24 protein-coding genes are annotated in these 24,814 nt (G+C 68.3%); 14 read left to right on the forward strand and 10 right to left on the reverse strand.

Going from position 1 to position 24,814, the window contains the following annotated elements:
* Positions 1–81 precede the first annotated feature (81 nt).
* From ahcY to BKK80_RS02945, 4 genes are all read left to right on the forward strand, one after another.
* Positions 82–1,515, forward strand: a complete 1,434-nt coding sequence (gene ahcY / locus BKK80_RS02930) for an adenosylhomocysteinase (RefSeq protein ID WP_071010797.1) — start codon at positions 82–84, stop codon at positions 1,513–1,515.
* 203 nt (positions 1,516–1,718) lie between these two features.
* A complete protein-coding gene (locus BKK80_RS02935; RefSeq protein ID WP_071010798.1) occupies positions 1,719–2,072 on the forward strand; it encodes a phage holin family protein in 354 nt (117 codons plus the stop codon).
* A gap of 61 nt (positions 2,073–2,133) precedes the next feature.
* Positions 2,134–2,964, forward strand: a complete 831-nt coding sequence (metF, locus tag BKK80_RS02940; RefSeq protein WP_071010799.1) for a methylenetetrahydrofolate reductase [NAD(P)H] — start codon at positions 2,134–2,136, stop codon at positions 2,962–2,964.
* 34 nt (positions 2,965–2,998) lie between these two features.
* Complete coding sequence (locus BKK80_RS02945; protein ID WP_071016004.1) at positions 2,999–3,358, forward strand: TfoX/Sxy family protein; 360 nt, start codon at positions 2,999–3,001, stop codon at positions 3,356–3,358.
* Positions 3,359–3,404: 46 nt separating this feature from the next.
* Here the strand turns inward: BKK80_RS02945 and BKK80_RS02950 are convergent, their stop codons facing one another.
* The 3 genes from BKK80_RS02950 to BKK80_RS02960 form a co-directional block, all read right to left on the reverse strand.
* Positions 3,405–4,112, reverse strand: coding sequence for a hypothetical protein (locus tag BKK80_RS02950; RefSeq protein WP_083383919.1), 708 nt, complete (start codon positions 4,110–4,112; stop codon positions 3,405–3,407).
* A 106-nt stretch (positions 4,113–4,218) separates the two neighbouring features.
* Positions 4,219–5,616, reverse strand: coding sequence for an alkaline phosphatase (locus BKK80_RS02955; protein ID WP_071068575.1), 1,398 nt, complete (start codon positions 5,614–5,616; stop codon positions 4,219–4,221).
* Positions 5,617–5,650: 34 nt separating this feature from the next.
* Positions 5,651–7,105, reverse strand: coding sequence for an alkaline phosphatase (locus BKK80_RS02960; protein ID WP_071068576.1), 1,455 nt, complete (start codon positions 7,103–7,105; stop codon positions 5,651–5,653).
* A 142-nt stretch (positions 7,106–7,247) separates the two neighbouring features.
* Between BKK80_RS02960 and BKK80_RS02965 the strand changes: the two genes are divergently transcribed.
* On the forward strand, positions 7,248–8,027 hold the full coding sequence (locus BKK80_RS02965) for a Mut7-C RNAse domain-containing protein (protein ID WP_071010802.1): 780 nt from the start codon (positions 7,248–7,250) through the stop codon (positions 8,025–8,027).
* Here BKK80_RS02965 and BKK80_RS02970 read toward each other — a convergent pair.
* Complete coding sequence (locus tag BKK80_RS02970) at positions 8,024–8,626, reverse strand: 5-formyltetrahydrofolate cyclo-ligase (RefSeq protein WP_071010803.1); 603 nt, start codon at positions 8,624–8,626, stop codon at positions 8,024–8,026. The genes BKK80_RS02965 and BKK80_RS02970 overlap by 4 nt on opposite strands.
* A gap of 98 nt (positions 8,627–8,724) precedes the next feature.
* Here BKK80_RS02970 and BKK80_RS02975 point away from each other — a divergent pair, with 98 nt between their 5' ends.
* The 4 genes from BKK80_RS02975 to BKK80_RS02990 all read left to right on the forward strand — a co-directional run bounded on the left by BKK80_RS02975 (position 8,725) and on the right by BKK80_RS02990 (position 13,878).
* The gene (locus tag BKK80_RS02975; RefSeq protein WP_071010804.1) at positions 8,725–10,665 is read left to right on the forward strand and encodes a lytic transglycosylase domain-containing protein; all 1,941 of its coding nucleotides are present in this window, start codon (positions 8,725–8,727) and stop codon (positions 10,663–10,665) included.
* Between the two features lie 78 nt (positions 10,666–10,743).
* Positions 10,744–11,766, forward strand: a complete 1,023-nt coding sequence (locus tag BKK80_RS02980; protein ID WP_071010805.1) for a complex I NDUFA9 subunit family protein — start codon at positions 10,744–10,746, stop codon at positions 11,764–11,766.
* Positions 11,767–11,934: 168 nt separating this feature from the next.
* Entirely contained in the window at positions 11,935–12,621 is a 687-nt protein-coding gene (locus BKK80_RS02985; protein WP_071010806.1) for a glutathione S-transferase family protein, read from the forward strand.
* A 21-nt stretch (positions 12,622–12,642) separates the two neighbouring features.
* Entirely contained in the window at positions 12,643–13,878 is a 1,236-nt protein-coding gene (locus BKK80_RS02990) for a multifunctional CCA addition/repair protein (RefSeq protein ID WP_071037576.1), read from the forward strand.
* Between the two features lie 46 nt (positions 13,879–13,924).
* Here the strand turns inward: BKK80_RS02990 and BKK80_RS02995 are convergent, their stop codons facing one another.
* Both BKK80_RS02995 and BKK80_RS03000 read right to left on the reverse strand, forming a co-directional pair.
* A complete protein-coding gene (locus BKK80_RS02995; RefSeq protein ID WP_071010808.1) occupies positions 13,925–14,119 on the reverse strand; it encodes a DUF2905 domain-containing protein in 195 nt (64 codons plus the stop codon).
* Positions 14,120–14,147: 28 nt separating this feature from the next.
* On the reverse strand, positions 14,148–15,347 hold the full coding sequence (locus BKK80_RS03000; protein WP_071037575.1) for a class I SAM-dependent methyltransferase: 1,200 nt from the start codon (positions 15,345–15,347) through the stop codon (positions 14,148–14,150).
* 15 nt (positions 15,348–15,362) lie between these two features.
* Here BKK80_RS03000 and BKK80_RS03005 point away from each other — a divergent pair, with 15 nt between their 5' ends.
* The 3 genes from BKK80_RS03005 to ttcA all read left to right on the forward strand — a co-directional run bounded on the left by BKK80_RS03005 (position 15,363) and on the right by ttcA (position 17,823).
* Entirely contained in the window at positions 15,363–16,175 is an 813-nt protein-coding gene (locus BKK80_RS03005; RefSeq protein WP_083383920.1) for an SDR family oxidoreductase, read from the forward strand.
* 109 nt (positions 16,176–16,284) lie between these two features.
* Entirely contained in the window at positions 16,285–16,692 is a 408-nt protein-coding gene (locus BKK80_RS03010; protein WP_071010810.1) for a dihydroneopterin aldolase, read from the forward strand.
* Positions 16,693–16,848: 156 nt separating this feature from the next.
* On the forward strand, positions 16,849–17,823 hold the full coding sequence (gene ttcA / locus BKK80_RS03015; RefSeq protein ID WP_071037574.1) for a tRNA 2-thiocytidine(32) synthetase TtcA: 975 nt from the start codon (positions 16,849–16,851) through the stop codon (positions 17,821–17,823).
* Between the two features lie 77 nt (positions 17,824–17,900).
* Here ttcA and BKK80_RS03020 read toward each other — a convergent pair whose 3' ends face one another.
* Positions 17,901–18,755: a DUF6279 family lipoprotein gene (locus tag BKK80_RS03020; protein ID WP_071068577.1), complete on the reverse strand. Its 855-nt coding sequence runs from the start codon at positions 18,753–18,755 to the stop codon at positions 17,901–17,903.
* 272 nt (positions 18,756–19,027) lie between these two features.
* Between BKK80_RS03020 and glmU the strand changes: the two genes are divergently transcribed.
* Together glmU and glmS are read left to right on the forward strand one after the other, a co-directional pair.
* Positions 19,028–20,392 carry a bifunctional UDP-N-acetylglucosamine diphosphorylase/glucosamine-1-phosphate N-acetyltransferase GlmU gene (glmU, locus tag BKK80_RS03025; protein WP_071010813.1) on the forward strand — a complete coding sequence of 455 codons (1,365 nt, stop codon included), beginning with the start codon at positions 19,028–19,030 and terminating at the stop codon, positions 20,390–20,392.
* A gap of 104 nt (positions 20,393–20,496) precedes the next feature.
* On the forward strand, positions 20,497–22,335 hold the full coding sequence (glmS, locus tag BKK80_RS03030) for a glutamine--fructose-6-phosphate transaminase (isomerizing) (RefSeq protein WP_071010814.1): 1,839 nt from the start codon (positions 20,497–20,499) through the stop codon (positions 22,333–22,335).
* 223 nt (positions 22,336–22,558) lie between these two features.
* On the opposite strand, the gene BKK80_RS03035 is transcribed toward glmS, so the two are convergent.
* From BKK80_RS03035 to BKK80_RS03045, 3 genes are all read right to left on the reverse strand, one after another.
* Positions 22,559–23,269, reverse strand: coding sequence for an HAD family hydrolase (locus tag BKK80_RS03035; RefSeq protein ID WP_071037572.1), 711 nt, complete (start codon positions 23,267–23,269; stop codon positions 22,559–22,561).
* Positions 23,251–23,727, reverse strand: coding sequence for a YbaK/prolyl-tRNA synthetase associated domain-containing protein (locus BKK80_RS03040; RefSeq protein ID WP_071016009.1), 477 nt, complete (start codon positions 23,725–23,727; stop codon positions 23,251–23,253). The genes BKK80_RS03035 and BKK80_RS03040 overlap by 19 nt, the downstream gene beginning before the upstream one ends.
* 97 nt (positions 23,728–23,824) lie before the next feature.
* Positions 23,825–24,793, reverse strand: a complete 969-nt coding sequence (locus BKK80_RS03045; RefSeq protein WP_071010816.1) for a threo-3-hydroxy-L-aspartate ammonia-lyase — start codon at positions 24,791–24,793, stop codon at positions 23,825–23,827.
* Between the last annotated feature and the right edge of the window lie 21 nt (positions 24,794–24,814).

The following is a 24,814-nucleotide window of genomic DNA, read 5'->3' on the forward strand; positions in this document are numbered from 1 at the left end:
ACCCATGCGCACGCGCTGCATTCCGCGCCGTGCCGCCTTTCCCGCACTCGTCACCGTCGCCACTCTTCACCGGAGTGATACATGAACGCTGTGACCGAACTCAAGCAAGATTACGTGGTGGCCGACCTTGGCCTGGCCGGCTGGGGCCGCAAGGAAATCGCCATCGCCGAGACCGAAATGCCGGGCCTGATGGCCATCCGCGATGAATTCGCCGCCAGCCAGCCGCTCAAGGGCGCGCGCATCGCCGGTTCGCTGCACATGACCATCCAGACCGCGGTGCTGATCGAGACGCTGAAGGCACTCGGCGCCGATGTGCGCTGGGCTTCCTGCAACATCTTCTCGACCCAGGACCACGCCGCCGCCGCGATCGCCGCGGGCGGCACGCCGGTGTTCGCCTTCAAGGGCGAGTCGCTGAAAGAGTACTGGGACTTCACCCACCGCATCTTCGACTGGGCCGACGGCGGCACCCCGAACATGATCCTGGACGACGGCGGCGATGCCACGCTGCTGCTGCACCTGGGCGCGCGCGCCGAGCAGGACGCTTCGCTGATCGCCAAGCCGGGCAGCGAGGAAGAGACCTTCCTGTTCGCCGCGATCAAGGAAAAGCTGGCCCAGGACCCGTCGTGGTACAGCCGCAACCTGGCCGCCATCCGCGGCGTGACCGAGGAAACCACCACCGGTGTGCACCGCCTGTACCAGATGGCGCAGAAGGGTGAACTGCGCTTCCCGGCCATCAACGTCAACGACTCGGTGACCAAGAGCAAGTTCGACAACCTGTATGGCTGCCGCGAATCGCTGGTGGACGGCATCAAGCGCGCCACCGACGTGATGATCGCCGGCAAGGTCGCGGTGGTGGCCGGCTACGGCGACGTGGGCAAGGGCAGCGCACAGGCGCTGCGCGCGCTCTCGGCCCAGGTCTGGGTGACCGAGATCGACCCGATCTGCGCGCTGCAGGCGGCGATGGAAGGCTATCGCGTGGTGACCATGGACTACGCGGCCGAGCATGGCGATATCTTCGTCACCTGCACCGGCAACTACCACGTGATCACGCATGAGCACATGGCCAAGATGAAGGACCAGGCCATCGTCTGCAATATCGGCCACTTCGACAACGAGATCGACATCGCCTCGATCGAGAAGTACCAGTGGGACGAGATCAAGCCCCAGGTCGACCACGTGGTGTTCCCCGCGGTCGGTGACAAGCCGAGCAAGAAGCTGATCATCCTGGCCAAGGGCCGCCTGGTGAACCTGGGCTGCGCCACCGGCCACCCGTCCTACGTGATGAGCAGCTCCTTCGCCAACCAGACCATCGCCCAGATCGAACTGTGGCTGGAGCGCGACAGCGGCAAGTACCCGGTCGGTGTCTACACGCTGCCCAAGCACCTGGACGAGAAGGTGGCGCGCCTGCAGCTGAAGAAGCTGAACGCGCAGCTGACCGAGCTGACCGAGCAGCAGGCGGCCTACATCGGCGTCAAGAAGGAAGGCCCGTACAAGGCCGACCACTACCGCTACTGATCGACTGATCCGCCACGGATCCGCCATGGATCCGTGCCAGCCGCACGCCCCGCTGCCGCGCCTGCGGCAGCGGGCGGGGGAGCGGGCAGGTGCTGCCGCGCGGCGGATGCGTCCGCCCTGCAGCGCCCGCCGTCTCCCCGATGCCCTCTCCGCTGCCGCGCCCGGCCGCGGAGGGACTGGGAAACCCGAATCAAGGAGCCGCCATGAGATTGCTTGTCGTCTGGGTCATCAACGCCGTCGCGCTGTTCGTCCTGCCCTACCTGGTGCCGTCGATCTATATCCGCAGCTTCGGCTCGGCGATGCTGGCGGCGCTGGTGCTGGGCCTGGTCAATGCGCTGATCCGGCCGGTGCTGGTGATCCTGACGCTGCCGGTCACGCTGCTGACGCTGGGACTGTTCATCTTCGTCATCAACGCGCTGCTGTTCCTGTTCGTCGGCCGGCTGCTGTCGGGCTTCGTGGTCGAGGGCTTCGGCTCGGCGCTGCTCGGCTCGATCCTCTACAGCGTGATCTCCTGGCTGCTCGCCAGCCTGCTGCTGGGCGAACGCCGCGGCTACTGAAGCCACGCGCCCCGGTCCGGAACCTATCCGCGCGCCGCGCCAAAGGCGGCGCGCCACCATCATGCAAGACCGCTACTACAGCTTCGAATTCTTCCCGCCCAAGACGGCGGAAGGGCTGGAGAAACTGCGCAATACGCGCGCGCAGCTCGCGCCGCTCCAGCCCAAGTACATCTCCGTGACCTTCGGTGCCGGCGGCACCACGCAGCAGGGCACGCTCGATACCGTGCTGGAGATCCAGCGCGAGGGCACCGAGGCCGCGCCCCACCTGTCGTGCGTGGGCTCGTCGCGCGAGAGCATCCGCGCCATCCTGGAGGCCTACCGTGCCGGCGGCATCCGCCATATCGTCGCCCTGCGCGGCGACATGCCCTCGGGCATGGGCGAGATCGGCGAATTCCGCTATGCCAACGAGCTGGTGGAGTTCATCCGCGCCGAGACCGGCGACTGGTTCCACATCGAGGTGGCGGCCTACCCGGAATATCATCCGCAGGCGAAGTCGCCGCGCCACGACCTGGACAACTTCGTGCGCAAGGTCAAGGCTGGCGCCGATTCGGCCATCACCCAGTACTTCTACAACGCGGACGCCTATTTCCGCTTCGTCGACGACGCGCGTGCGCAGGGCGTGGAGGTGCCGATCGTGCCGGGCATCATGCCGATCACCAACTACTCGCAGCTGATGCGCTTCTCGGAGATGTGCGGTGCCGAAGTGCCGCGCTGGGTGGCCAAGCGCCTCGAGAGCTTCGGCGACGACCGCGAGTCGATCCGTGCCTTCGGCCTCGACGTGGTCACCGCGCTGTGCGAGCGCCTGCTCGCCGCCGGCGTGCCGGGCCTGCACTTCTACACCCTCAACGCGGCCGGCGCCACCAAGGCGATCTGGCAGCGCCTGAAGCTCTGAACGCGAAGCCGCCGCCATGGCCGCCGGCAAGGGCATGCGCCGACCGGACCCGTTCGTCGAGCACCTGCTCGACCTGATGGCGCCGCTGGCGGCGCGCGTCGGCCCGCTCAGCGCGCGCCGCATGTTCGGCGGGCACGGGCTGTTCTACGATGGCCTGATGTTCGCGCTGGTGGCCGGCGGGCGTTGCTACCTGAAGGCCGACGACGAGACCGCGCCGCGCTTCGCCGCGGCCGGCAGCGAACCCTTCCGCTACCAGACCGCCGCGCGCGAGGTCGCGCTGCGCCACTACCTGAGCCTGCCGCCCGCCTGCCTCGATTCGGCCGCCGAGATGACGCCGTGGGCGCGCATGGCGGTGGAGGCGGCGCTGCGCATGGAGAATGCCAAGCGGCGCTGAGCGGCGCTGAGCGGCGCCCGGCGGGATTCGGCGCGCGTGCTCCGGCTCAGTCCAGCAGGTCGGCGTACTCGCCCTGCGCGTAGCCCTGGGCCTTGTTCCACGGCACGGTCCTGGGCAGTGCCAGCGCGCTCACGCGCGTGACCTTCTTCTGCGTGCCGCTGGCATTGCGCGTCTGCACCAGGCGCGGGTACTGGCCGGCCACGTCCCACTGCACCGTCACCTGTTCGTCGCCGCGCCGGGCGCGGTATTCCTGCACGCCGTCGCGCACCGGACCGCTCGCCTTCATGGTCTTCAGCGCGGCCGGATCGAGCAGGTGGCTGGCGGTGGCCCAGGAGCCGTCGAAGCCGATATTGCCGTATTCGGCGCTGCCCACGGCCAAGGTCTTGCGCTGGTGGTCGTTGACCAGGCGCACCAGCAGCTTGCCGTCCGGCTTGCGCTCGATCCAGCGCGCCGCGGCGGACACGTCCATATGCTTGTGGCCCTTGTCGCCCTTGGCATGCTCGGCCTCGTCGTGCGCGCCGTGCGGCAGCTCGCGCTCGATCCACACCGTGTCGGCGGTGCGGTAGACGCGCTCGCTGAAGGAGACGTCGCGCTGCACGCCGTCGCTGCCCAGCGAGGACAGTTCGTGCTGCACGCGCAGCGCGAGCGGCTTGGATTGGTCGGCGGGCGCCGCCACGGCGCCGGCGGCGGCCAGCGCCAGCGTCGCGTGCGGGGCCAGGCGGGCCAGGGAGCGGATCGCTTGCTTCATCATCATCAATTCCGTGCAACTGGGGTGAGGCAGTGAAAAGGCGCGCGCCGGCTGGGCCGGCGCGCGCAAGCCCGGCCGGGCACGAGCCGCCCGGCCGGCATCGAGGACGGGATCAGAGGCCCAGGGCCGACTTGACCACGCCGAACACCTTGGTGTTGTCCAGCGTGCCCTTCAGCGGGGCGCTGCCCGGGCCGGAGGAGAACAGCATCACGTCGCCGCCGCCGTGCGTTTCCGAGCCGGGCGAGCCCATGTTCACGCCGACTTCCTGCAGGTAGTCGTTGGCGGTGGTGTCCACCAGCGCGGGATTGTCTCGCGTGGGCTTGCGCGGCGTGCCGCCGTTGCCGAATACCAGGGTGGTGTAGGGCATACCGTCCGCTGCCAGCGCGGTCTGCTTGGTCTTGATGTCGGTGACCGTGCCCAGGATCGGGTTGCCGCGGTGCGAGTAGCCGTTGATGGTCATGGTGTGGTCGTGGTCGGCGGTGACCACGACCAGCGTGTTCGACAGGTCCACCATGGACAGCGCGCGCTTGATGGCGTCGTCGAAGGCGATGGTGTCTTCCAGCGCGCGCTTGGCATTGGTGCCGTGCAGCGCGTGGTCGATGCGGCCGCCCTCGACCATCAGGAAGTAGCCGTTGCCGTTCTTCGACAGCGTCTCGATCGCCTTGGCGGTCATGTCGGCCAGGCTGGGCTGGGTCGCGCCTTCGCCCTTGCCGGCCACGCGGTCGATCTCGTACTCGAGGTGGCTGTTCGAGCTGAACAGGCCGACCAGCTTGCCGCCGCTGGCCTGCATCATCTCGTTGCGGGTCGACAGCACGGTGTAGCCCTTGGCCTGCAGTTCGGTCAGCAGGTTGCGCCCGTCGGCGCGGCCGCGCTTGTTGGTGGTGGCGTCGTACGGCGTCCAGTGGTTGCGGCCGCCGCCCATCAGCACGTCGACGCCGTCGAGCAGCGCCGCGTTGAAGCCGGCGCCGCCCGGCACCGCCTGTGCGGCGATGTCATATTGCGCGTCGCGGTGGCAGATGTGCGAGTAGGTCGCCGCCGGGGTGGCATGCGTCAGCTCGGTGGTGGTGATGGCGCCGACCGCCTTGCCGCGCGCCTTGGCCAGTTCCAGCAGCGTGGGCACCGACTTGCCGTTGGAGGGCAGGCAGTTGTTGATGGTCTTGTTGTTGTTGACATCAAGGCCGGGTGCCACCGCCTTGGTATCGGACGACATCGACAGCACTTCGTTGTTCATCTTGACGCCGGTCATGTAGGCCGCCATCGAGGGCGCGCTGTCGGTGGTCTGCGCGTCGTTGGAGAACGTCTTGATGCGCGCGGTGCGCTTGAGCGACTCCATGTTGAGCCTGCCGGTCTCGCCGTACTTGTAGATGCGCGAGGCGGTGACGGTGGTCGGGCCCATGCCGTCGCCCAGGAAGAAGATGACGTTCTTGGCCTCGCCGGCCGCTTGCGCGGGCAGGCTCAGGCAGGCGCCGGCGGCAGCCGCCAGCAGGCTGGTACGGATCGTGGTGTTCATGGTGTTATTCCGTGTGCAATGGTGGCGGGTTGGCTTAGAGTCCGATCGTTTTCTTGATCAGGCCGAACACATCGGTGTTGTCCATCACACCGGAGAAGCTGGCCGCGCCATTGCCCATGGCGCCGATGAAGACATCGGTGCCGCCGTGGGTCTCGCCGCCCGTCGCCATCGGGATCACGGCCTCCTGGTGGTAGGCCTTGTCGAACACGGCGGCGTCGGTCAGCGCGGTGCGCGTCGCCGGGCGGTTCTCGCCGTTGCCGAAGCCGATGATGGTGAAGGGGTTACCGCTGCTGTCGGGGTTCGCGATGCCGGTGACGTAGTTCTTCACCAGGCCGAGCACGCCCGGGTTGCTGTCGGTGGTCGGGCCGGTGCGCTTGGCGTAGCCGTTCAGGACCAGGGTGTGGTCATGGTCGGCGGTGACCACGATCAGGGTGTTCTTCAGGCCCGGGTCGATCACGTTGAGCTTGTCGATGGCCGCCTTGATCGCGTTGTCGAAGGCGACGGTGTCCTGCAGCGCCTTGCGCGCGGTGGTCTCGTGCAGCGCATGGTCGATGCGGCCGCCTTCCACCATCAGGAAGAAGCCCTTCTTCTTGGCGGCCAGCACGTCGATGGCCTTGCCGGTCATCTCGGCCAGGCTCGGCTCGGCAGCCGGGTCGCGGTCCAGGTCGTAAGCCATGTGGCTCGAGTTGAACAGGCCCACCACCTTGGCGGCGCTGCTGCCGATCTTGTCGAAGTCCGACTTGTTGGCCGCATAGGTGTAGCCGGCGGCCTTGAACTCGGCGACGAGGTCACGGTTGTCGGTGCGGGCACCACCCGCGGCCTTGTTCTGGAAGTGCTTGCGGCCGCCGCCGAAGACTACGTCGACGCCGTCGCCCAGCGCGCCGTTGAAGCCCGCGCCCTTCGGCACCAGCTGGGCGGCGATGGTGTTCTCGCCGTCGCGGTGGCAGATGTGGGCGTAGGTGGCCGCCGGCGTGGCGTGCGTGATACGGGTGGTGGTGACCACGCCGGTGCCGTAGCCGGCTGCCTTCATTTGTTCAAGAAGAGTCGGTACGCTCTTGCCGTTGCCGCTCGACGGGCAGGTGCTGTCGGCGCCGGACAGGTAGTCCTTGCCGTTGGCGTCGAAGGCGCTCGTCTCCGGCGTCATCGAGATGACTTCGTTGTTCATCTTGACGCCGGTCATGTAGGCCGCCATCGACGGCGCGCTGTCGGTGACCTGGGCGTTGTTGGAGTAGGTCCGCACGAAGCCGCTCTCGGGCAGCGTGTCCATGGTCAGGTCACCGTCCTCGCCCACCTTGTAGATGCGCGCGGCGGTCATGGTGGTCATGCCCATGCCGTCGCCGAGGAAGAAGACGACGTTCTTGGTCGGTGGCGTGCTGGCCTGGGGCTTCTCGGTCGACCCCTGCGTGGTCGGGTTGCTGTTGTCGTCGCCGCCGCACGATGCGAGCGCGACCGACATCACTGCCGCCGCGATGACGGAAATCCTTCTCATGGTTGTGTTCTCCCTGTTTGAGACAGACCGGGAGGGTGCCGGAGAAATATGGCAGCGTCGTGAACGGATGTCTGGTCGATGCAGACATTGTGTTGCGGCGGTGCCATACTGCGCGAACGGCCGTGACGAGACGGAAAGCCCGATGGCGTACGCCACCTTCCGCTTCTACGAAGAACTGAACGACTTCCTGCCGCCGGACCAGCGCGGCCGGGAGATCGGCTGCGCCTGCGCGCGCGCCGCCACCGTCAAGCACATGATCGAGGCGCTGGGCGTGCCCCATACCGAGGTCGAGCTGGTGCTGGTGAACGGTGTGTCGTCCGACTTTTCGCGCCGGCTGGCCGACGGCGACCGCGTGTCGGTCTATCCGACCTTCGAGCGCCTCGATATCACGCCGCTGCTGCGCGTGCGTGAGCGCCCGCTGCGGGTGCTGCGCTTCGTCGCCGATGCCCACCTCGGCGGGCTGGCCCACCTGCTGCGCATGACCGGCTTCGACACGCTCTATGACAACCACTTCGAGGACCGCGAGATCGCCCGCCTGGCCGCCAGCGAGAACCGCGTGGTGCTGACGCGCGACCGCGAACTGCTCAAGCGCCGCGGCATCGACCATGGCTGCTACGTGCGCACGCTCAAGCCGGCACAGCAGGTGCGCGAGATCTTCGCGCGGCTCGACCTCGCGCGCAGCGCGCGCCCCTTCGCGCTATGCCTGGACTGCAACGTGCCGCTGGCGCCGCTGCCGCGCGCCGAGGCGGACGGGCGCGTGCCGTCGGCGGTGCTGGCGCGCCATGAGCGCTTCGTGACCTGTCCGCATTGCCGGCGCGTCTTCTGGGAGGGCTCGCACTGGCGCCACATGCGGGCGCTGGTCGACGAACTGCTGGCGGGCGCGGGCGACGGCGAGGCCGCCTTGAACGTCCCGAACGCCTAGAACGCCCCGCTCTCGCTGACGATCCAGTCCATCGGCAGGTCGTGCGCCTGTGGTGGCAGCACCACGCGGCAGGCATCGAAGCCGATGCCGATGGCGAGCGGCCGTGGCGCGGCCGCCGCCAGCGTGCGGTCGTAGAAGCCGCCGCCATAGCCGAGGCGGAACTTTCCGTCGCTGAAGCCGACACACGGTATCAGCAGCGCGTCGGGCGTCGCCGGCGCGCTGCCGTCGGGCACGGGGATGCCGTAGCGCCCGCTGCGCATCGGCGTGGCGGGTTCCCACAGGTGGAAGTCGAGCGGCGCGCCCGGCGCGCTGACCACCGGCAGCGCGGCCTCGCGGCCGGGAGCCTCCGCCAGCCAGCGCGCCAGCAGCGCGCGCGCGTCGAACTCGTGCTGGATGGGCCAGTAGAAGCCGAGGCAGCGCACCGGCAGGCGCGCCAGCAGGGCCGCCAGGGCGGCCTCGATGCGCGCATCGGCTTGCGCACGCTGCGGCAGGGTCTCGCGCAGCGCCAGCAGGCGGCGGCGCAGGGCGGCGCGGTCGGTGCCGGAGGGTGCGGAGGATTCGGCCGGCGCGGCGGAAATCGCGTCGTGTTGCGCGGGCATGGCGTGGGATAATGTCTGCAATCTACCGAACATGGGCGCGACGGCCGCAAGTGCTATGTGCCGTCGCGCCGTCAACCACATCAACAAGGATGTCAAGAATGCTCAAGGGAGTATATCTGCAGCGTGCCGGACGGGTCGCCTGCGTGGCGCTGTCTTGCATGCTGCTTGCCGGCTCGGCATTCGCCCAGAAGCGGCCGCAGCCCCAGGCGGCGGTCATCCCCGGCAATCCGGACGATGCCTTCACCGCGCTGCGCGAGGCCGCGCGCAAGAATGACGCCGACCGCGCCAATGCCTTGTCGGCCACCCTGGTCGACTACCCCATTCCCTCCTACGTCGAGTATTTCCGCATCAAGCCGCAGCTGTTCGATGCCAGCGGCCTGGCGCGCGTGGACGCGCCCGACGACCAGGTGCGGGCCTTCCTGCAGCGCTACCAGGGCGATGCCATCGCCGACCGCATGCGCAACGACTGGCTGCTGGTGCTGGGCAAGCGCCACGACTGGAACGGTTTCGACGCCGAGTACCCGAAGTTCGTGCTGAAGGACGACACCCAGGTCGAGTGCTACGCGCTGCTCTCGCGCGTGCTCAAGGGCCAGGACGTGTCGGCCCAGGCACGCAGCACGCTGACCGACCCGCGCTACTACGGCGAGGGTTGCGTCGACCTGATCGGCACCCTGGCCCAGGGCCGGCAGATGTCGGCCGCGGACGTGGCCTACCAGGCGCGCCTGGCGCTCGAGCAGAACTACGTGACCCTGGCCGGCAAGATCGCCGCCACGCTGCCCGCGCCGGGTGCCGATGGCGATACGCTGGCCATGGTGGTCAAGATGGCGCGCAACGATCCGCGCCAGGCGGCGGCCTATCTCGCCGCCAGCGGCGCGGGACTGTCGCCCGAGCAGCTGGGCGCGGCCTGGGGCGTGGTCGGCCAGTTCGCCGCCAAGAAGCTGATGCCCGAGGCGGTCGACTACTACCGTCGCCAGCTGTCGCTGGGCGGCAACCAGTGGCTGTCGGACGATACCCAGGAATGGCGCGTGCGCGCTGCGCTGCGCCAGGGCGACTGGAGCATGGTGCGCCAGGCGATCGAGCAGATGCGCCCCGAACTGCGCGCCAAGGACCCGGCCTGGACCTATTGGTACGGCCGCGCGCTGAAGGCGGCCGGGCGCAACGATGAAGCGCAGCAGCAGTTCCAGTCGATCGCCGGGCAATTCAACTTCTACGGCCAGCTGGCCAACGAGGAACTGGGCAACCGCACCGTGGTGCCGCCCCGTGCCACCGTCAGCGACGCCGACGTCGACAGCATGCGGGCCCGGCCCGGCTTCCTGCGCGCGCAGAAGTTCTACGACCTGAACCTGCGCTTCGAAGGCAACCGCGAATGGAACTGGGAACTGCGCGGCATGACCGACCGCCAGCTGCTGGCCGCCGCCGAGTACGCGCGCCGCATCGAGCTGCTCGACCGTGCCGTCAATACCGCCGACCGCACCCAGGCGGAGCATGACTTCTCGCTGCGTTTCCTGATGCCTTACCGCGACCTGATGCAGCGCGCCACCGATGACGTCGGCCTGGACCTGGCCTGGGCCTATGGCCTGATCCGGCAGGAGTCCCGCTTCATCATGAACGCACGCTCGTCGGCCGGTGCCCACGGCCTGATGCAGGTGATGCCGGCCACGGCGCGCTACGTCGCGCGCAAGATCGGCATGGCGGACTTCTCGCCGTCGATGATGGGCGACCCCAACATCAACATCGTGCTCGGCACCAACTACCTGAACATGGTCTTCACCGACCTGGACAGCTCGTACACGCTGGCCTCGGCCGGCTACAACGCCGGTCCGGGACGGCCCAAGAACTGGCGCTCCAGCCTGCCGCGGGCGGTGGAGGGCGCGATCTTCGCCGAAACCATCCCGTTCAGCGAGACCCGGGGCTATGTCAAGAATGTGCTTTCGAATGCGACGTACTATGCTGCATTGATGAGCGGTCGGCCTCAGTCGCTCAAGGCCAGGCTGGGCACGATCGCGCCGTCGACGGTCACCGCCACCAACCTGCCCTGAGCGGCCGGCGGGCGGCGTGGACCGGCGGGGCGGGGCGACGGCGCCCCCCCGGTTTCTGCGTCATGGAGGGAGCCTGCCATGCAGACCAGCGCTGTACTCGTCATCGGCGGGGCCGGATTCATCGGCACCCATCTCGTCTCGCGGCTGGCGGGTGTCGCCTGCGCCTCCAGCGCCCCGCTCGAGCCCGGCACACTGACTTCCCCGCCGATCGCGCCGGAACGTATCGTGGTCGCCACCCGCGACGTCGAACATGCCCAGCACCTGCTGCTGCTGCCGCGGGTCGAGGTGGTCGAGCTGGGGCTGGACGATGACGCCGCGCTCGACGCGGCGATCGGCGGGCTCGGTGTCGACGGCATCGTCATCAATCTCGCCGGCGTGCTGCATGGAGAGCGCGCCGATCCCTACGGCCCGGCCTTCGCCGCCGCCCACGTCCAGTTGCCCGAACGCATCCTGGCGTCGTGCGGGCGCACCGGCGTCCGCCGCCTGCTGCACACGAGCGCACTCGGCGCCGACAGCGCCGGCCCTTCGATGTACCTGCGCAGCAAGGGCGACGGCGAGCTGGCGGTGCGCGACAGCGATCTCGACTGGACCATCTTCCGGCCCTCGGTGGTGTTCGGCCCCGACGACCACTTCCTCAATATGTTCGCGCAGATGCAGGAAGTCGTGCCGCTGGTGCCGCTGGCTTGCGCGCAGGCCAGGTTCCAGCCCATCTACGTGCAGGACCTGGCCCAGGCCATGGTCAACGCCGTGGCGAGCAAGGCGACCATCCGCCGCATCTTCGAACTGGGCGGGCCGCAGGTCTACACACTGGAGGAACTGGTGCGTTTCGCCGGCCGCGCCTCGGGCCATCCGCGGCCCGTGCTGGCCCTGCCCGATGCCCTCGCGCGGGTGGAAGCCGCGATGCTCGAGCACATGCCGGGCCAGCCGCTGGTCACGCGCGACAACCTCGACTCGATGCGCCTGGACAATGTGCTGAGCGCACCGATGGCGGCGGAGCTGGGCATCCATCCCGCCAGCCTGGAATCGGTGATGACCGAAGTGCTGGCAGGGCGCACGCGCGATGCCGAACTGCAGGGATGGCGGGGCAGCGTGCACCGTTGAGGCGCGGGCCGGGCGCGGCGATGCGGCCGGCGATGCGGCCGGCGATGTGACCGGCATTCACAGCCCTTGCCAATGCAATTCATTTGGCGCGGCCGGCGTGGCTGGCTAGAATGACAGGTCCACGCCACTTGGCGTCGGCCGTCTCCCCCGCCTGCAAGGAAATCCACGATGAAGCTCGTCATCGGCAACAAGAATTATTCGTCCTGGTCGCTGCGTCCCTGGCTGCTGCTGCGCCAGGCCGGCGTCGACTTCGAGGAGATTCCCGTCTCGCTGTTCGCGCCGGGCTCGGCCGAGCAGATCGCACGCTATTCGCCGGCCGCCAAGGTGCCGGTGCTGATCGACGGCAGCGTGGTGGTGTGGGACTCGCTGGCCATTTCCGAGTACGTGGCCGAGCGCCTGCCCGAGAAGCGGCTGTGGCCGGCTGATCCGGCCGAGCGCGCCCATGCGCGCGCCATCTGCGCCGAGATGCATGCCGGTTTCGCCAACCTGCGCAGCCAGCTGCCGATGAACGCCACCGCGGTGCTGCCCGGGCGCGGCTGGAACGTCGCCGTGCAGCGCGACGTGGAGCGCGTCGCGCGCATCTGGGGCGAGCTGCGCGAGCGCAATGCGGCGCGCGGCCCGTTCCTGTTCGGCGACTTCACCGTGGCCGACGCCTACTATGCGCCGGTGGTGAGCCGCTTCGCCACCTATGGCATCCACCTGCCAGACGCGGCCAAGGCCTACGCCGATTTCATCCTGGCGCTGCCGTCGATGCAGCAATGGATCGCCGGCGCGCGCGCGGAGCGCGAGTTCGTGGTGGCCGACGAGCCCTATCGTCTGGCGCCCGAGCGGGCCGACGCCATCATCATCGGCTGAGCGGCGCGGGAAGGATTGGCGATGCAGGTCTACGCCGTGGGCGGAGCCATCCGCGACAGCCTGCTGGGACGCCCCAGCCAGGACCGCGACTACGTGGTGGTCGGCGCCACGCCGGCCGAGATGGAAGCGGCCGGCTACAAGCCGGTCGGCAAGGATTTCCCGGTCTTCCTCCACCCGCGCACGCGCGAGGAGTATGCGCTGGCGCGTACCGAGCGCAAGACCGCGGCCGGCTACAAGGGTTTCGATTTCTACTGCGCGCCCGACGTCACGCTGGAGGAAGACCTGGTCCGGCGCGACCTGACCATCAATGCGATGGCGCGCGAGGTGGGCCCGGACGGCGCGCTCACCGGTCCTGTCATCGACCCGTTCGGCGGCCGGCGCGACCTGGAGGCGCGGCTGTTCCGCCACGTGTCCGAGGCCTTCGTCGAGGATCCCGTGCGCATCCTGCGCGTCGGCCGCTTCGCCGCGCGTTTCGCCGATTTTCAGGTGGCGCCGGAGACCGCGCTGCTGATGCGCGCGATGGTCGACGGCGGCGAGGTGGACGCCCTGGTGGCGGAGCGCGTCTGGCAGGAGCTGGCGCGGGGGCTGATGGAGACGCGTCCCTCGCGCATGTTCGAGGTGCTGCGCGCTTGCGGCGCGCTGGCCCGGCTGCTGCCCGAGCTCGACCGCCTGTGGGGCGTGCCGCAGCGTGCCGACCACCATCCCGAGGTGGACACCGGCGTGCATGTGATGATGGTCATCGACACCGCCGCCGCGATGGGCGCACCGCTGCCGGTGCGTTTCGCGGCACTGGCGCATGACCTGGGCAAGGGCACCACGCCCGAGGATGTGCTGCCGCGCCATCTCGGCCACGAGCAGCGCGGCGTCGAACTGCTGACGGCGGTGTGCCAGCGCCTGCGCGTGCCCAACGACTGCCGCGACCTGGCGCTGCTGGTAGCGCGCGAACATGGCAACATCCACCGCTCGGACACCTTCGGCGCTGCCGCGCTGGTGCGGCTGCTGGAGCGCTGCGATGCGCTGCGCAAGCCGGAGCGCTTCGCCCAGGCACTGCAGGCCTGCGAGGCCGACGTGCGCGGCCGCCTCGGCTTCGAGACGCGCGCCTACCCGCAGGCCGCGCGGCTGTCGGCCGCACGCGAAGCCGCGGCCGGCGTCGATGCCGGGGCCATCGCGCGTGCCTGCGGCAACGACGTGGAGCGCATCCGCGAGCGCGTGCATGAAGCGCGCGTGGCCGCCGTGCAGGCGCGCCTGGAGCCTTAGGGCGCGGTCAGGAAGGGAAGGGCGGGAAGCCGGGTCGGTCGTCGGCCTAGAGCAGCCGGCCGAGCATCAGCGCCAGCAGCGACAGCAGGATGGTGGAGGCGAAGGGCAGCACGTACTCGCGGCCGAACAGGCGGAAGCGCACGTCGCCCGGCAGGCGGCCGATGCCCAGCTTCTGCAGCCACGGCAGCGCCGCCGACAGCACGACCACGCTGAGGAAGATGGTGAAGGTCCAGCGCAGCATGGCTCGTCGCCCCCCTGTCCGTGGCCGTTCAGAGCGCGTGGCTGCGGTCGCCGCGCGCGAAGCCTGCCAGCGGCTGCGCCGCCGGCAGGTCCTGCAGCCCGCGCGTCAGCGCGATCACCTTGAACAGCTCGCCCATCTCGGCCTCGGACAGCAGCTTCTGCACGCCGTTGGCCGCCGGCAGGAAGCGGTTCACGTCGGACGGGTCCAGCGCCATCAGCAGCTCGGTGATGCCGGCGTTCATCAGGAAGCGCGCCTGCGAGGCGAAGCCGGCCACTTCCAGTCCGGCATCGACGCCCGCGTGGGCGATGCCGCTGAAATTCACGTGCGCGGTGATGTCCTGCAGGCCGGGATAGAGGAAGGGGTCGGGGTGGGCGTGGTGGCGATAGTGGCACATCAGCGTGCCTTCGGCGCGCTGCGGGTGGTAGTACTCGGCCGCCGGGAAGCCATAGTCGACGAAGAAGGCGGCGCCGCGCGACAGCATGGCGCCGATCGCACGCACGAAGCCCTCGGCCTCGGCGTGGGTCTCGGTCACCACATCGTGCGTGCCGGCCAGCGCCAGCAGTTGCGGGGCCACCTCGTCCGGCGCCAGCATGCGGTCGGAGAAGGCGAAGCCGGGCACGTCGGGGTCGGCGTGACGTGCCACGCCACGCTCGTGCCAGCGTCCGTCCAGGCGCGCGAACAGGCGCACCGGCATCGCATCCAGCACCTCGTTGCCGACCACCACGCCGTCGAAATGCGCCGGCAGGGTGTCCAGCCAGTGTACGCGCGCGGCCAGCTGCGGCGCGCGCTCGGCCAGCGTGGCCTGCTGGCGCGCGCGCAGCTCGCCGGACAGCTCGACGATGTCATAGCGTTCCGGCAGCGCGCCTTCCGCCTCCAGCCCCAGCAGCAGGTCGGCCGCCAACCGGCCCGTGCCGGCGCCGAATTCCATCAGCGCGGGCAGCCCGCCGGCCAGCAGCGGAGCGAACTGGCGCGCCAGCGTGCGGGCGAAGAAGGGACTCAGTTCCGGGGCGGTGATGAAGTCACTGCCGTCGCGCGCGTCGCGGCCGAACTTGGCGGCGCCGCCGCTGTAATAGCCCAGGCCGGGCTCGTACAGCGCCATCGACATATAGCGGTCGAAGCCGAGCCAGCCGCCGGCGGCATCGATGGCATCGCCGATGCGCACGGACAGGGCCGCCGACGCGGCCAGCGCATCGTCCGGGGGAAGGGGTAAACTAAGGCCTTTCTGCATATCGCGATTGTAGCAATGCCAGATTCAACTTCCCGTTCCGCCGTGAGCGGCAGCGGCGCCGCCGCCGGCACCACCCTGGGCGTGGCCCTCGTCACCGGCGGCGCCCGCCGGCTCGGGCGCGCGATCGCGCTGGAACTGGCCGCGCGCGGCTGGGACGTCGCGGTGCACTGCCACCGCTCGCGCGAGGAGGCCGAAGAGGTGGCCGGGCTGATCCGCGCCGCCGGCCGCCGCGCCGCCGTGCTGCAGGCCGACCTCGCCGACGAGGCCGCCACCGCCGGCCTGATCGCCGCCTGTACCGCCGCGCTGGGCGTGCCGACCTGCCTGGTCAACAATGCCTCGCTGTTCCAGTATGACGTGGCGACCAGCTTTTCCTACGGCTCGCTCGATACGCATATGCGCACCAACGTGGCTGCGCCGCTGCTGCTGGCGCGCGAGCTGCACAAGGCGCTCGGCAGCAACAAGCGCGGCGTGGTGATCAACCTGCTCGACCAGAAGCTGAACAACCTGAACCCGGACTTCCTGTCCTATACGCTGTCCAAGGCGGCCCTGCAGACGGCCACCATGCAGCTGGCGCAGGCGCTGGCGCCCAAGCTGCGCGTGGTCGGCGTGGCGCCGGGCATCACGCTGGTGTCGGGCGAGCAGAGCGGACCGGGTTTCAAGCGCGCCCACCGTATGACACCGCTCGGCCAGTCGTCCACGCCGGAGGACATCGCCGATGCGGTGGCCTACCTGGCGCAGGCACGTGCCGTCACCGGCACCACCTTGTTCGTCGACGGCGGCCAGCACCTGATGCCGCTGGCCCGCGACGTGATGTTCCTGACCGAATGACCCGCCGGGCGGCCGTCGTGCCGCCCGTCTCTCCTGTTACCCTGGCGTCCGCGCGCGTGCAGCGCCGGCCGCGCTTCCCCCAGCACTCCCCAAGGCTTTCCATCGCATCATGACCATGCCCGCCGCCCTTTCCCATCCCAGCCTGCAGGACTGCCGCCGCCTGTTCCTGCGCAACTACGAGGTCCAGATCAATATCGGCGTGCATGAGTTCGAGAAGAAAGGCGAACAGCGCGTGCTGATCAATATCGACCTCTACGTGCCGCTGGCCCAGAGCACCCCGCAGGACGACAAGCTGCACGAGGTGGTCGACTACGATTTCATGCGCAGCACGGTGTCCGAGCGCATGGCCCAGGGCCATGTGCACCTGCAGGAAACCCTGTGCGACGACGTGGCGCGTGCCATGCTCAAGCATCCCAAAGTGCGCGCCGTGCGGGTGTCGACCGAGAAGCCCGACGTCTATCCGGACTGCGACTCGGTCGGCGTGGAAGTCTTCCACATCAAGAGCGCAGGCGCCTGAAGCGCCTGAAGCGCCATTGCGCTCGCGCAGCCGCGGCCCCGCCGGCGCCATCCGCGCCGGCAGGCTAAAATACGCGGTTCGGCGGCGATCCCTGCTGCCGGGTGCCGTATCGGGCGCTTTTGGCGCCCCGGCCCAGCTCGTCGAGTTCCTACCGCCATGACCACCGCCACCCATTCGAAGAACTTCTACCGCCTGGAGACCTTCCTGCAGTCGCAGACCGGCCGCGCCATCGGCGACTTCAAGATGATCGAGGATGGCGACACGGTGATGGTGTGCCTGTCGGGCGGCAAGGATTCCTACACCCTGTTGTCGGTCCTGATGGCGCTGCAGAAGCGCGCGCCGATCCGCTTCAAGCTGATCGCGATGAACCTGGACCAAAAGCAGCCGGGCTTTCCCGAGCATGTGCTGCCCGAGTACCTGAAGTCGACCGGCGTCGAGTACGTGATCGTCGAAGCCGACACCTATTCCATCGTCAAGGAGAAGGTGCCGGAGGGCAAGACCACCTGCTCGCTGTGCTCGCGCCTGCGCCGCGGCGTGATCTACCGCACGGCCAAGGAACTGGGGGCCAACAAGATCGCGCTGGGCCACCACCGCGACGACATCGTCCAGACCTTCTTCCTGAACATGTTCTTCGGCGGCAAGATGAAGTCCATGCCGCCCAAGCTGGCGACCGACGACGGCCAGCACATCGTGATCCGTCCGCTGGCCTATTGCCCGGAGAAGGATATCGCGGCCTATGCGCGCGCGATGGAATTCCCCATCATCCCTTGCAACCTGTGCGGCTCGCAGGAAAACCTGCAGCGCAAGAAGGTGGCGGAGATGCTGCAGGACTGGGAGCGGCAGAACCCCGGCCGCATCGACAATATCTTCGCGGCGCTGCGCAACGTGGTGCCGTCCCACCTGGCCGATACGGACCTGTTCGATTTCAATGGCCTGGCCACCGGCCTGGCCAAGGTCGACGAGGCGTCGCTGTTCGGCGACAGCACCTTCAGCCAGCAGCCGCTGGTCTTCACCGGCAACGTCGAGTCCAACCGCATGGAGTTCGTGCGCTTCGAGCGCCCGGCGGCCCCGGCGCCGCAGGCAGCGGAGCCGCCGGCGGCGGAAGCCGGCATGGACCGCGTCGCCGGCTAGCGGCGCACGGCCCCTTTCGCGGTTCCCTCTTCCGCTTCCTTCTCCTTTTCTCCCCCTCGGCCGGCCGCGTTTGCGGCTCAGTTGGCGGCCTGGCGCGGCACCACGCGCGCGCCCTCGCGCTGCAGCGCCTGCGCGTCGTCGATCCATCCCTGCAGGCGTTCCACCGCATGCCGGCGCTGCTCCGGCGTGGCCAGGCCGGCGATGGTGGCCGCCAGCGCCAGGCCGGCATCGTTGTAGGCCTGCCGGCGGCTCTCGCGTTCAGCGTCCGGGGCGGTCTGCCAGTGCTCGCCGTAGCGCTTCAGCCACGCGATCAGCTGGGCGCGCGGCGGATGTTCAGCCTGCGCGCGCCGCACCAGCGCCAGCCATTCCTGCTGCCGTGCCAGGCGCTCGGCGTAGCGCGCCTGCGCGCCGGCCACCAGCGGTGCCATGGCCCCGCGGATGGCCGCTTCCTGCGTGTCCGAGAAGCGCCCGTAGATCAGCTTGGCGTACTCCATCACCTTGTCGAAGCGGGCGTCCTCGCGATCGTCGGCGCCGCCACCGAGGAACTTCTTGCGGTACTTTTCATTGCCCTCGGCGAGCTTGGCCTGCATGCGCGCGATCTGTCGCGTGTCCAGCGACAGCACCAGGTCGGCCACGTCCGGCAGCGCCCGCTCATAGGCTTCGCGCGCCAGCCGCTGGCTGTCCTGCTGCAGCCGCGCGAGGCCGGCCACATCGACGTTCTGCTGCACCTGCGCCTTGGCCTGCGCCAGCAGGCTGACGATCTCGGGCAATTGTTCCTTGCGGTGCCAGGCGAAGAAGCGCGCGATGGCCTCGCGCGTGGGCGCTGCCTGCGCATCGTTGACGTCCACGTAGTGGTCGACCCACCAGTAGGCGAGCCGGTCCCCTTGCTGGTAGCCGAGCTTGAGCGCGCTGCAGCCCGACAGCGCGAACATTGCAAGAAATGTGATTATCGTGAAAATCAGCGATCGATTCCGATGTGCGCGAGTGTAAATTTCAGCAATACCCGAGGGTCTTCCCGAATGCCCCATGCTAAAATCGCCGCGCACCAAACGCATGTATCCGGGATGCCCGCCAGCCCAAGCCTGGCAAGGCTTTCCGGGAGATGAAAAAGATATTCCCTGTCCCTTCTGGCGGGGGGTATTGCGATAAGTGCACAGAACAGAATTCCAATTCGTCTCGGACTCACTCACTTAGGAATCTCCTTGTGAATATCGTCATTCTCGCCGCGGGCAAAGGCAAGCGGATGCACTCCGATCTGCCCAAGGTACTGCACCCGCTGGCCGGCCGGCCCCTGCTGGCCCATGTGATCGATACCGCGCGCTCCCTGTCGCCCTCGCGCCTGGTCGTGGTAGTCGGCCATGGCGCGCAGCAAGTGCGCACGGCGGTGGCGGCGGACGATGTCGCATTTGCCGAGCAGACCGAGCAGCTCGGTACCGGCCACGCCGTGATGCAGGCGCTGCCGCTGCTCGACCCGGCCCAGCCCACCCTGGTGCTGTATGGCGACGTGCCGCTGACCACGCCGGCGGCGCTGGCCGGGCTGGTCGCCGCAGCCGGCGCGGAGCGCTTCGGCATCCTCACGGTGGAGATGTCCGATCCTACCGGATACGGGCGCATCGTGCGCGATGCCGCCGGCAGCATCGTGCGCATCGTCGAGCAGAAGGACGCCAGCGAGGCCGAGCGCGCCATCGGCGAGATCAACACCGGCATCATCGTCTGCCCGACCGGCCATCTGCAGCGCTGGCTGGCCACCCTGGGCAACGACAATGCCCAGGGCGAGTACTACCTGACCGATACGGTCGCGCGCGCGGCCGCCGACGGTGTAGAGATCGTGTCGGCGCAGCCGGCCGCGCTGTGGGAGACGCTGGGCGTCAACAGCAAGGTGCAGCTCGCCGAGCTGGAGCGCATCCACCAGCGTAACCTGGCGCAGCGCCTGCTGGAGGCCGGCGTCACGCTGCTCGACCCGGCCCGCATCGATGTGCGGGGCGAACTGAGTTGCGGACGCGACGTGGTGATCGACGTCGGCTGCGTGTTCGAGGGGCGCGTGCACCTGGGCGACGGTGTGCAGGTGGGCGCGCACTGTGTGATCCGCGACAGCGTGGTCGATGCCGGGGCCAGGCTGCAGCCGTTCTGCCACCTGGAAGGGGCGCATGTCGGCCCGGCCGGGCGCATCGGCCCCTACGCGCGCCTGCGTCCGGGCGCGGAACTGGGCGAGGACGTGCACATCGGCAACTTCGTCGAGGTGAAGAACAGCCGCATCGCCGCCCATAGCAAGGCCAACCACCTGGCCTACGTGGGCGACGCCACGGTGGGTTCGCGCGTCAACATCGGCGCCGGCACCATCACCTGCAACTACGATGGCGTCAACAAGCATCGCACCGTGATCGAGGACGATGTCTTCATCGGTTCCGATACCCAGCTGGTGGCCCCGGTCACGATCCGGCGCGGCGCCACCATCGGTGCCGGCACCACGCTGACCAAGGAGGCGCCCGCCGACAAGCTGACCCTGTCGCGCGCCAAGCAGATGACCCTGGACGCCTGGCAGCGTCCGGTCAAGCTGCCCAAGCCCTAAGGTCCAATACCGAAGCCTGGCGGCCGCGCCCCGGGGGCGCCGCCGCCAGGCATCCTTACCAAGATCGTGCGCCGTGACGTGGCGCACCGCAGGGAGTTTCTGACATGTGTGGCATCGTCGGCGCGATCTCGTCGCGCAACATCGTTCCGGTCCTGATCGAGGGGCTGCGCCGCCTGGAGTACCGCGGCTATGATTCCTGCGGCGTGGCCGTGGTGCGCGAAGGCGCGCTCGAGCGCGCGCGCACCGTGTCGCGGGTGGCCGAGCTGGACGCCCAGACGCAGGCCTCGGGCCTGGCCGGCACCGTTGGCGTGGCGCACACGCGCTGGGCCACGCACGGCAAGCCGGATACGGCCAACGCGCACCCGCACTTCTCCGGCGAGACCATCGCGCTGGTGCACAACGGCATCATCGAGAACTATGAGCCGCTGCGCGAAGAGCTGCGCGCGGTCGGCTACGGCTTCGAGTCGCAGACGGACACCGAAGTGGTGGCCCACCTGATCCACCAGGCCTACAGCTATCCCAGCAGCGCCACGCGCGGCGACCTGTTCGCCTCGGTGCGCGCGGTCACCAAGCGCCTGCACGGTGCCTACGCCATCGCCGTGGTGTCCAAGGACCAGCCCGACCGCGTGGTCGGCGCGCGCGCCGGCTCGCCGCTGGTGGTGGCGCTGGGCGAGCACGAGGCCTTCCTTGCCTCGGACGCGCTGGCGGTGGCCGGTACCGCCAATCGCGCGATCTACCTCGAAGAGGGCGACGTGGTGGAGCTGACGCGCGACAGCGTGAAGATCCACGACGTGCATGACCGCGCCGTGGTGCGCGAGGCGCGCGAGGTGCAGGCGCATGCAGCCGCGGTCGAGCTCGGGCCCTACCGCCACTTCATGCAGAAGGAGATCTTCGAGCAGCCGCGCGCGCTGGGCGATACCCTGGAGGGCATCGACGCCATCGGGCCCGAGCTGTTCGGCGAACGCGCCGCCGAGATCTTCGCGCAGGTCGACAGCGTGCTGATCCTGGCCTGCGGTACCAGCTACTACTCGGGCTGCACCGCCAAGTACTGGCTGGAATCCATCGCCCGCATCCCGACCCAGGTCGAGGTGGCCAGCGAGTACCGCTACCGCGAGACGGTGCCGAATCCGCGCGCCCTGGTGATCGTGATCTCGCAGTCCGGCGAGACGGCCGACACGCTGGCCGCGCTGCGTCACGCCAAGGCGCTCGGCCACGAGCACACGTTGGCGGTCTGCAACGTGGGCACCAGCGCCATGGTGCGCGAGACCGAGCTGCGCTTCCTGACACGCGCGGGCACCGAAATCGGGGTGGCCTCGACCAAGGCCTTCACCACCCAGCTGGCCGCGCTGTACATGCTGACGCTGGCGCTGGCCAAGGTGCGTGGCCTGCTGGGCGAGCCGGCCGAGGCCGCCGCGCTGGCCAACCTGCGCCACCTGCCGGTGGCGCTGCACGGCGTGCTGGCGCTGGAGCCGCAGATCATGGCCTGGGCCGAGGAATTCGCGCGCCGCGAGAACGCGCTGTTCCTGGGCCGCGGCCTGCATTACCCGATCGCCCTGGAAGGCGCGCTCAAGCTCAAGGAGATCTCCTACATCCACGCCGAGGCCTACCCGGCCGGCGAACTGAAGCACGGTCCGCTGGCGCTGGTCACGGAGGCGATGCCGGTGGTGACGGTGGCGCCCAATGACGCGCTGCTGGAGAAGCTGAAGTCGAACATCCAGGAGGTGCGCGCACGCGGCGGCCGCCTCTATGTGTTTGCCGACAGCGACACCCATATCCAGTCGAGCGATGGCATCCAGGTGATCCGCATGCCCGAGCACTACGGCGCGCTGTCGCCCATCCTGCACGTGGTGCCGCTGCAGTTGCTGGCCTACCATACCGCCTGCGCGCGCGGCACCGACGTCGACAAGCCGCGCAACCTGGCCAAGTCGGTCACGGTGGAATAAGCGCGGCGGGCGCCGGGAGGCGCCCTGGCAACTTGATCAGTTGTTGCGACACACACGGTGGAGCTGTTGCGACGCTTGCGAAAAGCCTCATCGGTCAGGGGTTTGCAGCGTCGCAACAACCAGTCGGTGTTCCAGTCGGTGTTGGAGCAACTCGAGTTCCGCGTCAGGGACCGCATCAAGGAAGGCTACCCTGCAGTGCGGCCAAGCAGCCTACGTCGCTTCGCTATAAGTTGGCTGGTCCGCCAAGAGCGCAACAGAGTGCCGTCAGGTCGCGAATCGTGACATATCGGGCATATTCGCCGGGCGCAGTTTCCTTCGGATGATCCCGGACCAGCCACGCTGCCTGCAGGCCGGCGTTCAGCGCGCCGAGATAGTCGAGATGGAAGTCGTCCCCCACGTGGAGCAGTTCGGACGCTGGGACGCCAGCTGCTAGCGCGGCCGCGTGGAAGATGCCGGCCTGCGGCTTCGCAATTCCCACCGCGCGTGCGCTGAGCGTTTCGCGAAAGAACGCTCCACCACCGGTCAGCCGGAGGTCCGCATTGCCGTTAGTCAGGGCCACGAGAGGAAAGCGAGCGCTCAGCCACGTCAATGCCGGCCAGACATCCTCGAAGAATTCAACTTTCTGCCGGGCGGAGTAGAAGACACCATATGCCTCCTCAGCCAGGCCCATGTCTTCACCCGCGAGCGCTAAAGCCAGTTCGATGGAACCGATACGCAACGCTCGGTAGTTGCCGGCCAGGTCCGGCCTGGAATGCTCATAGTCGTTGCGCAGCTTCCCGAGCATCCCCCGCGCTGGCAATATGCGCGCGGTTCCGGGCGCATGCTTGACCAGCCATGCGTGAAGAGTCGCCTCGGCTCGCTCGACCGCAGGTTGAAACGGCCACAACGTGTCGTCAAGGTCGAGCGAAATGGCTGCTACGCCTGCGAAGCGCATAGGGGATGCAGAAGTGGCTGCGCTATGCGCAGGTAATCTACCGAGTCCAGGACGATAGACCGATCAAGCCGGCCGGCGTTGAAGGCGATTTCGTCAACGCTCTCAACCAGGGCTGGGTCGACAACCAGCTTGATGGCTGACGAGAACGAGAAAGGAGGAATGGCTCCGATGACGCAGCCTGTTTCTCGCTGTGCGTCGTCGGGGGAGGCAAGCGTGGCCTTCTTGATGCCGGCCGCCAGAGCGACCTTCTTGAAGTCCAGCTTCCTGTCCCCTGGAAGGATGGCGAGAATCCAGGCCTGGCTATCGTCTTTGCTCTGGCAGAGCATCGCCTTCGCGCCTTGGCCGGGCGATGTCCCGCGAATCGCCGCAACCAGGTCCGACCGTCCTTCGGCGAGATGCTCGATGACGCGATACCTGGCTTGCTCTCGCTCAAGTAATTCGACCAGCTTTTCGTACATCGTCGACATGTTCTTCGTTTGTCTCCGGAGTCTCGCGGTTGCGTTCCAATGGCTGGCTGCCCTGGGCCCGTTCAGCCTTGACGACGGCGAGCCGACGCTAGCCTGCCACCAGTGAGCAGAAGCGTTCAAGGTCGATATTGCCGCCGCTGATGATGATGCCGACACGCTTGCCCTTGAGGGAGTCCTTCAAGTTCAGTGCCGCAGCCAGTCCAAGGCAGCCGGTGGGCTCGACAATCATCTTCATGCGCGAAGCGTAGAACTTCATGGCGTTCACCAGTTCTGCGTCGGGTGCGGTGAGGATGTCGTCCACGTCCCGCTTGATGATGCCGAACGTATAGTTGCCGAGATGCTGTGTTTGCGCTCCGTCGGCGATGGTCTTTGGCGCATCGATGTGAACGATCTGGCCACTGCGAAACGACTGCTGGCCATCGTTGCCGGCTTCCGGTTCGACGCCATACAGCACGCATTGCGGTGCCAGTGCGCGAGTCGAAAGTGCCGAGCCCGATAGAAGGCCTCCACCGCCCAAGGGTACGAACAGGTAGTCCAGCTTGCCGACATGCTCGAACAGTTCTTTCGCTGCAGTCCCCTGGCCGGCGAGCACGTCCGGGTGGTCATACGGTGGAATCAGCGTAAGCCCCTGTTCCTGGGCCAGGCGACGCCCGATTGCTTCGCGGTCTTCGCTGTAGCGGTCGTAGATGACCACGTTGGCGCCATAGCCTTTCGTCGCGGCAACCTTGGCTGCGGGGGCGTCATGCGGCATCACGATGGTTGCCGGAATGCCCAGAATCCGGGCCGAGAGAGCAATGCCCTGAGCGTGATTGCCCGACGAGAATGCCACGACGCCGCTCTTGCGCTGTTCCGGAGAGAACTTCGACAGGGCGTTGAACGCTCCTCGGAACTTGAAGGCCCCCATTCGCTGGAAGTTCTCGCACTTGAGGAATACCTCGGCCCCGACCATCTGGTCCAGGGTGCGCGAGGTCTGTACCGGGGTGCGATGCGCAACGCCGGCGATGCGGTCCGCGGCGGCCACCACATCGGCATAAGTGGGGAGGTCAAAATCAGTCATGAAATGCTCGGATGTGTGATG

The sequence above is a fragment of the Cupriavidus malaysiensis genome, from assembly GCF_001854325.1.
Lineage (GTDB): Bacteria > Pseudomonadota > Gammaproteobacteria > Burkholderiales > Burkholderiaceae > Cupriavidus > Cupriavidus malaysiensis.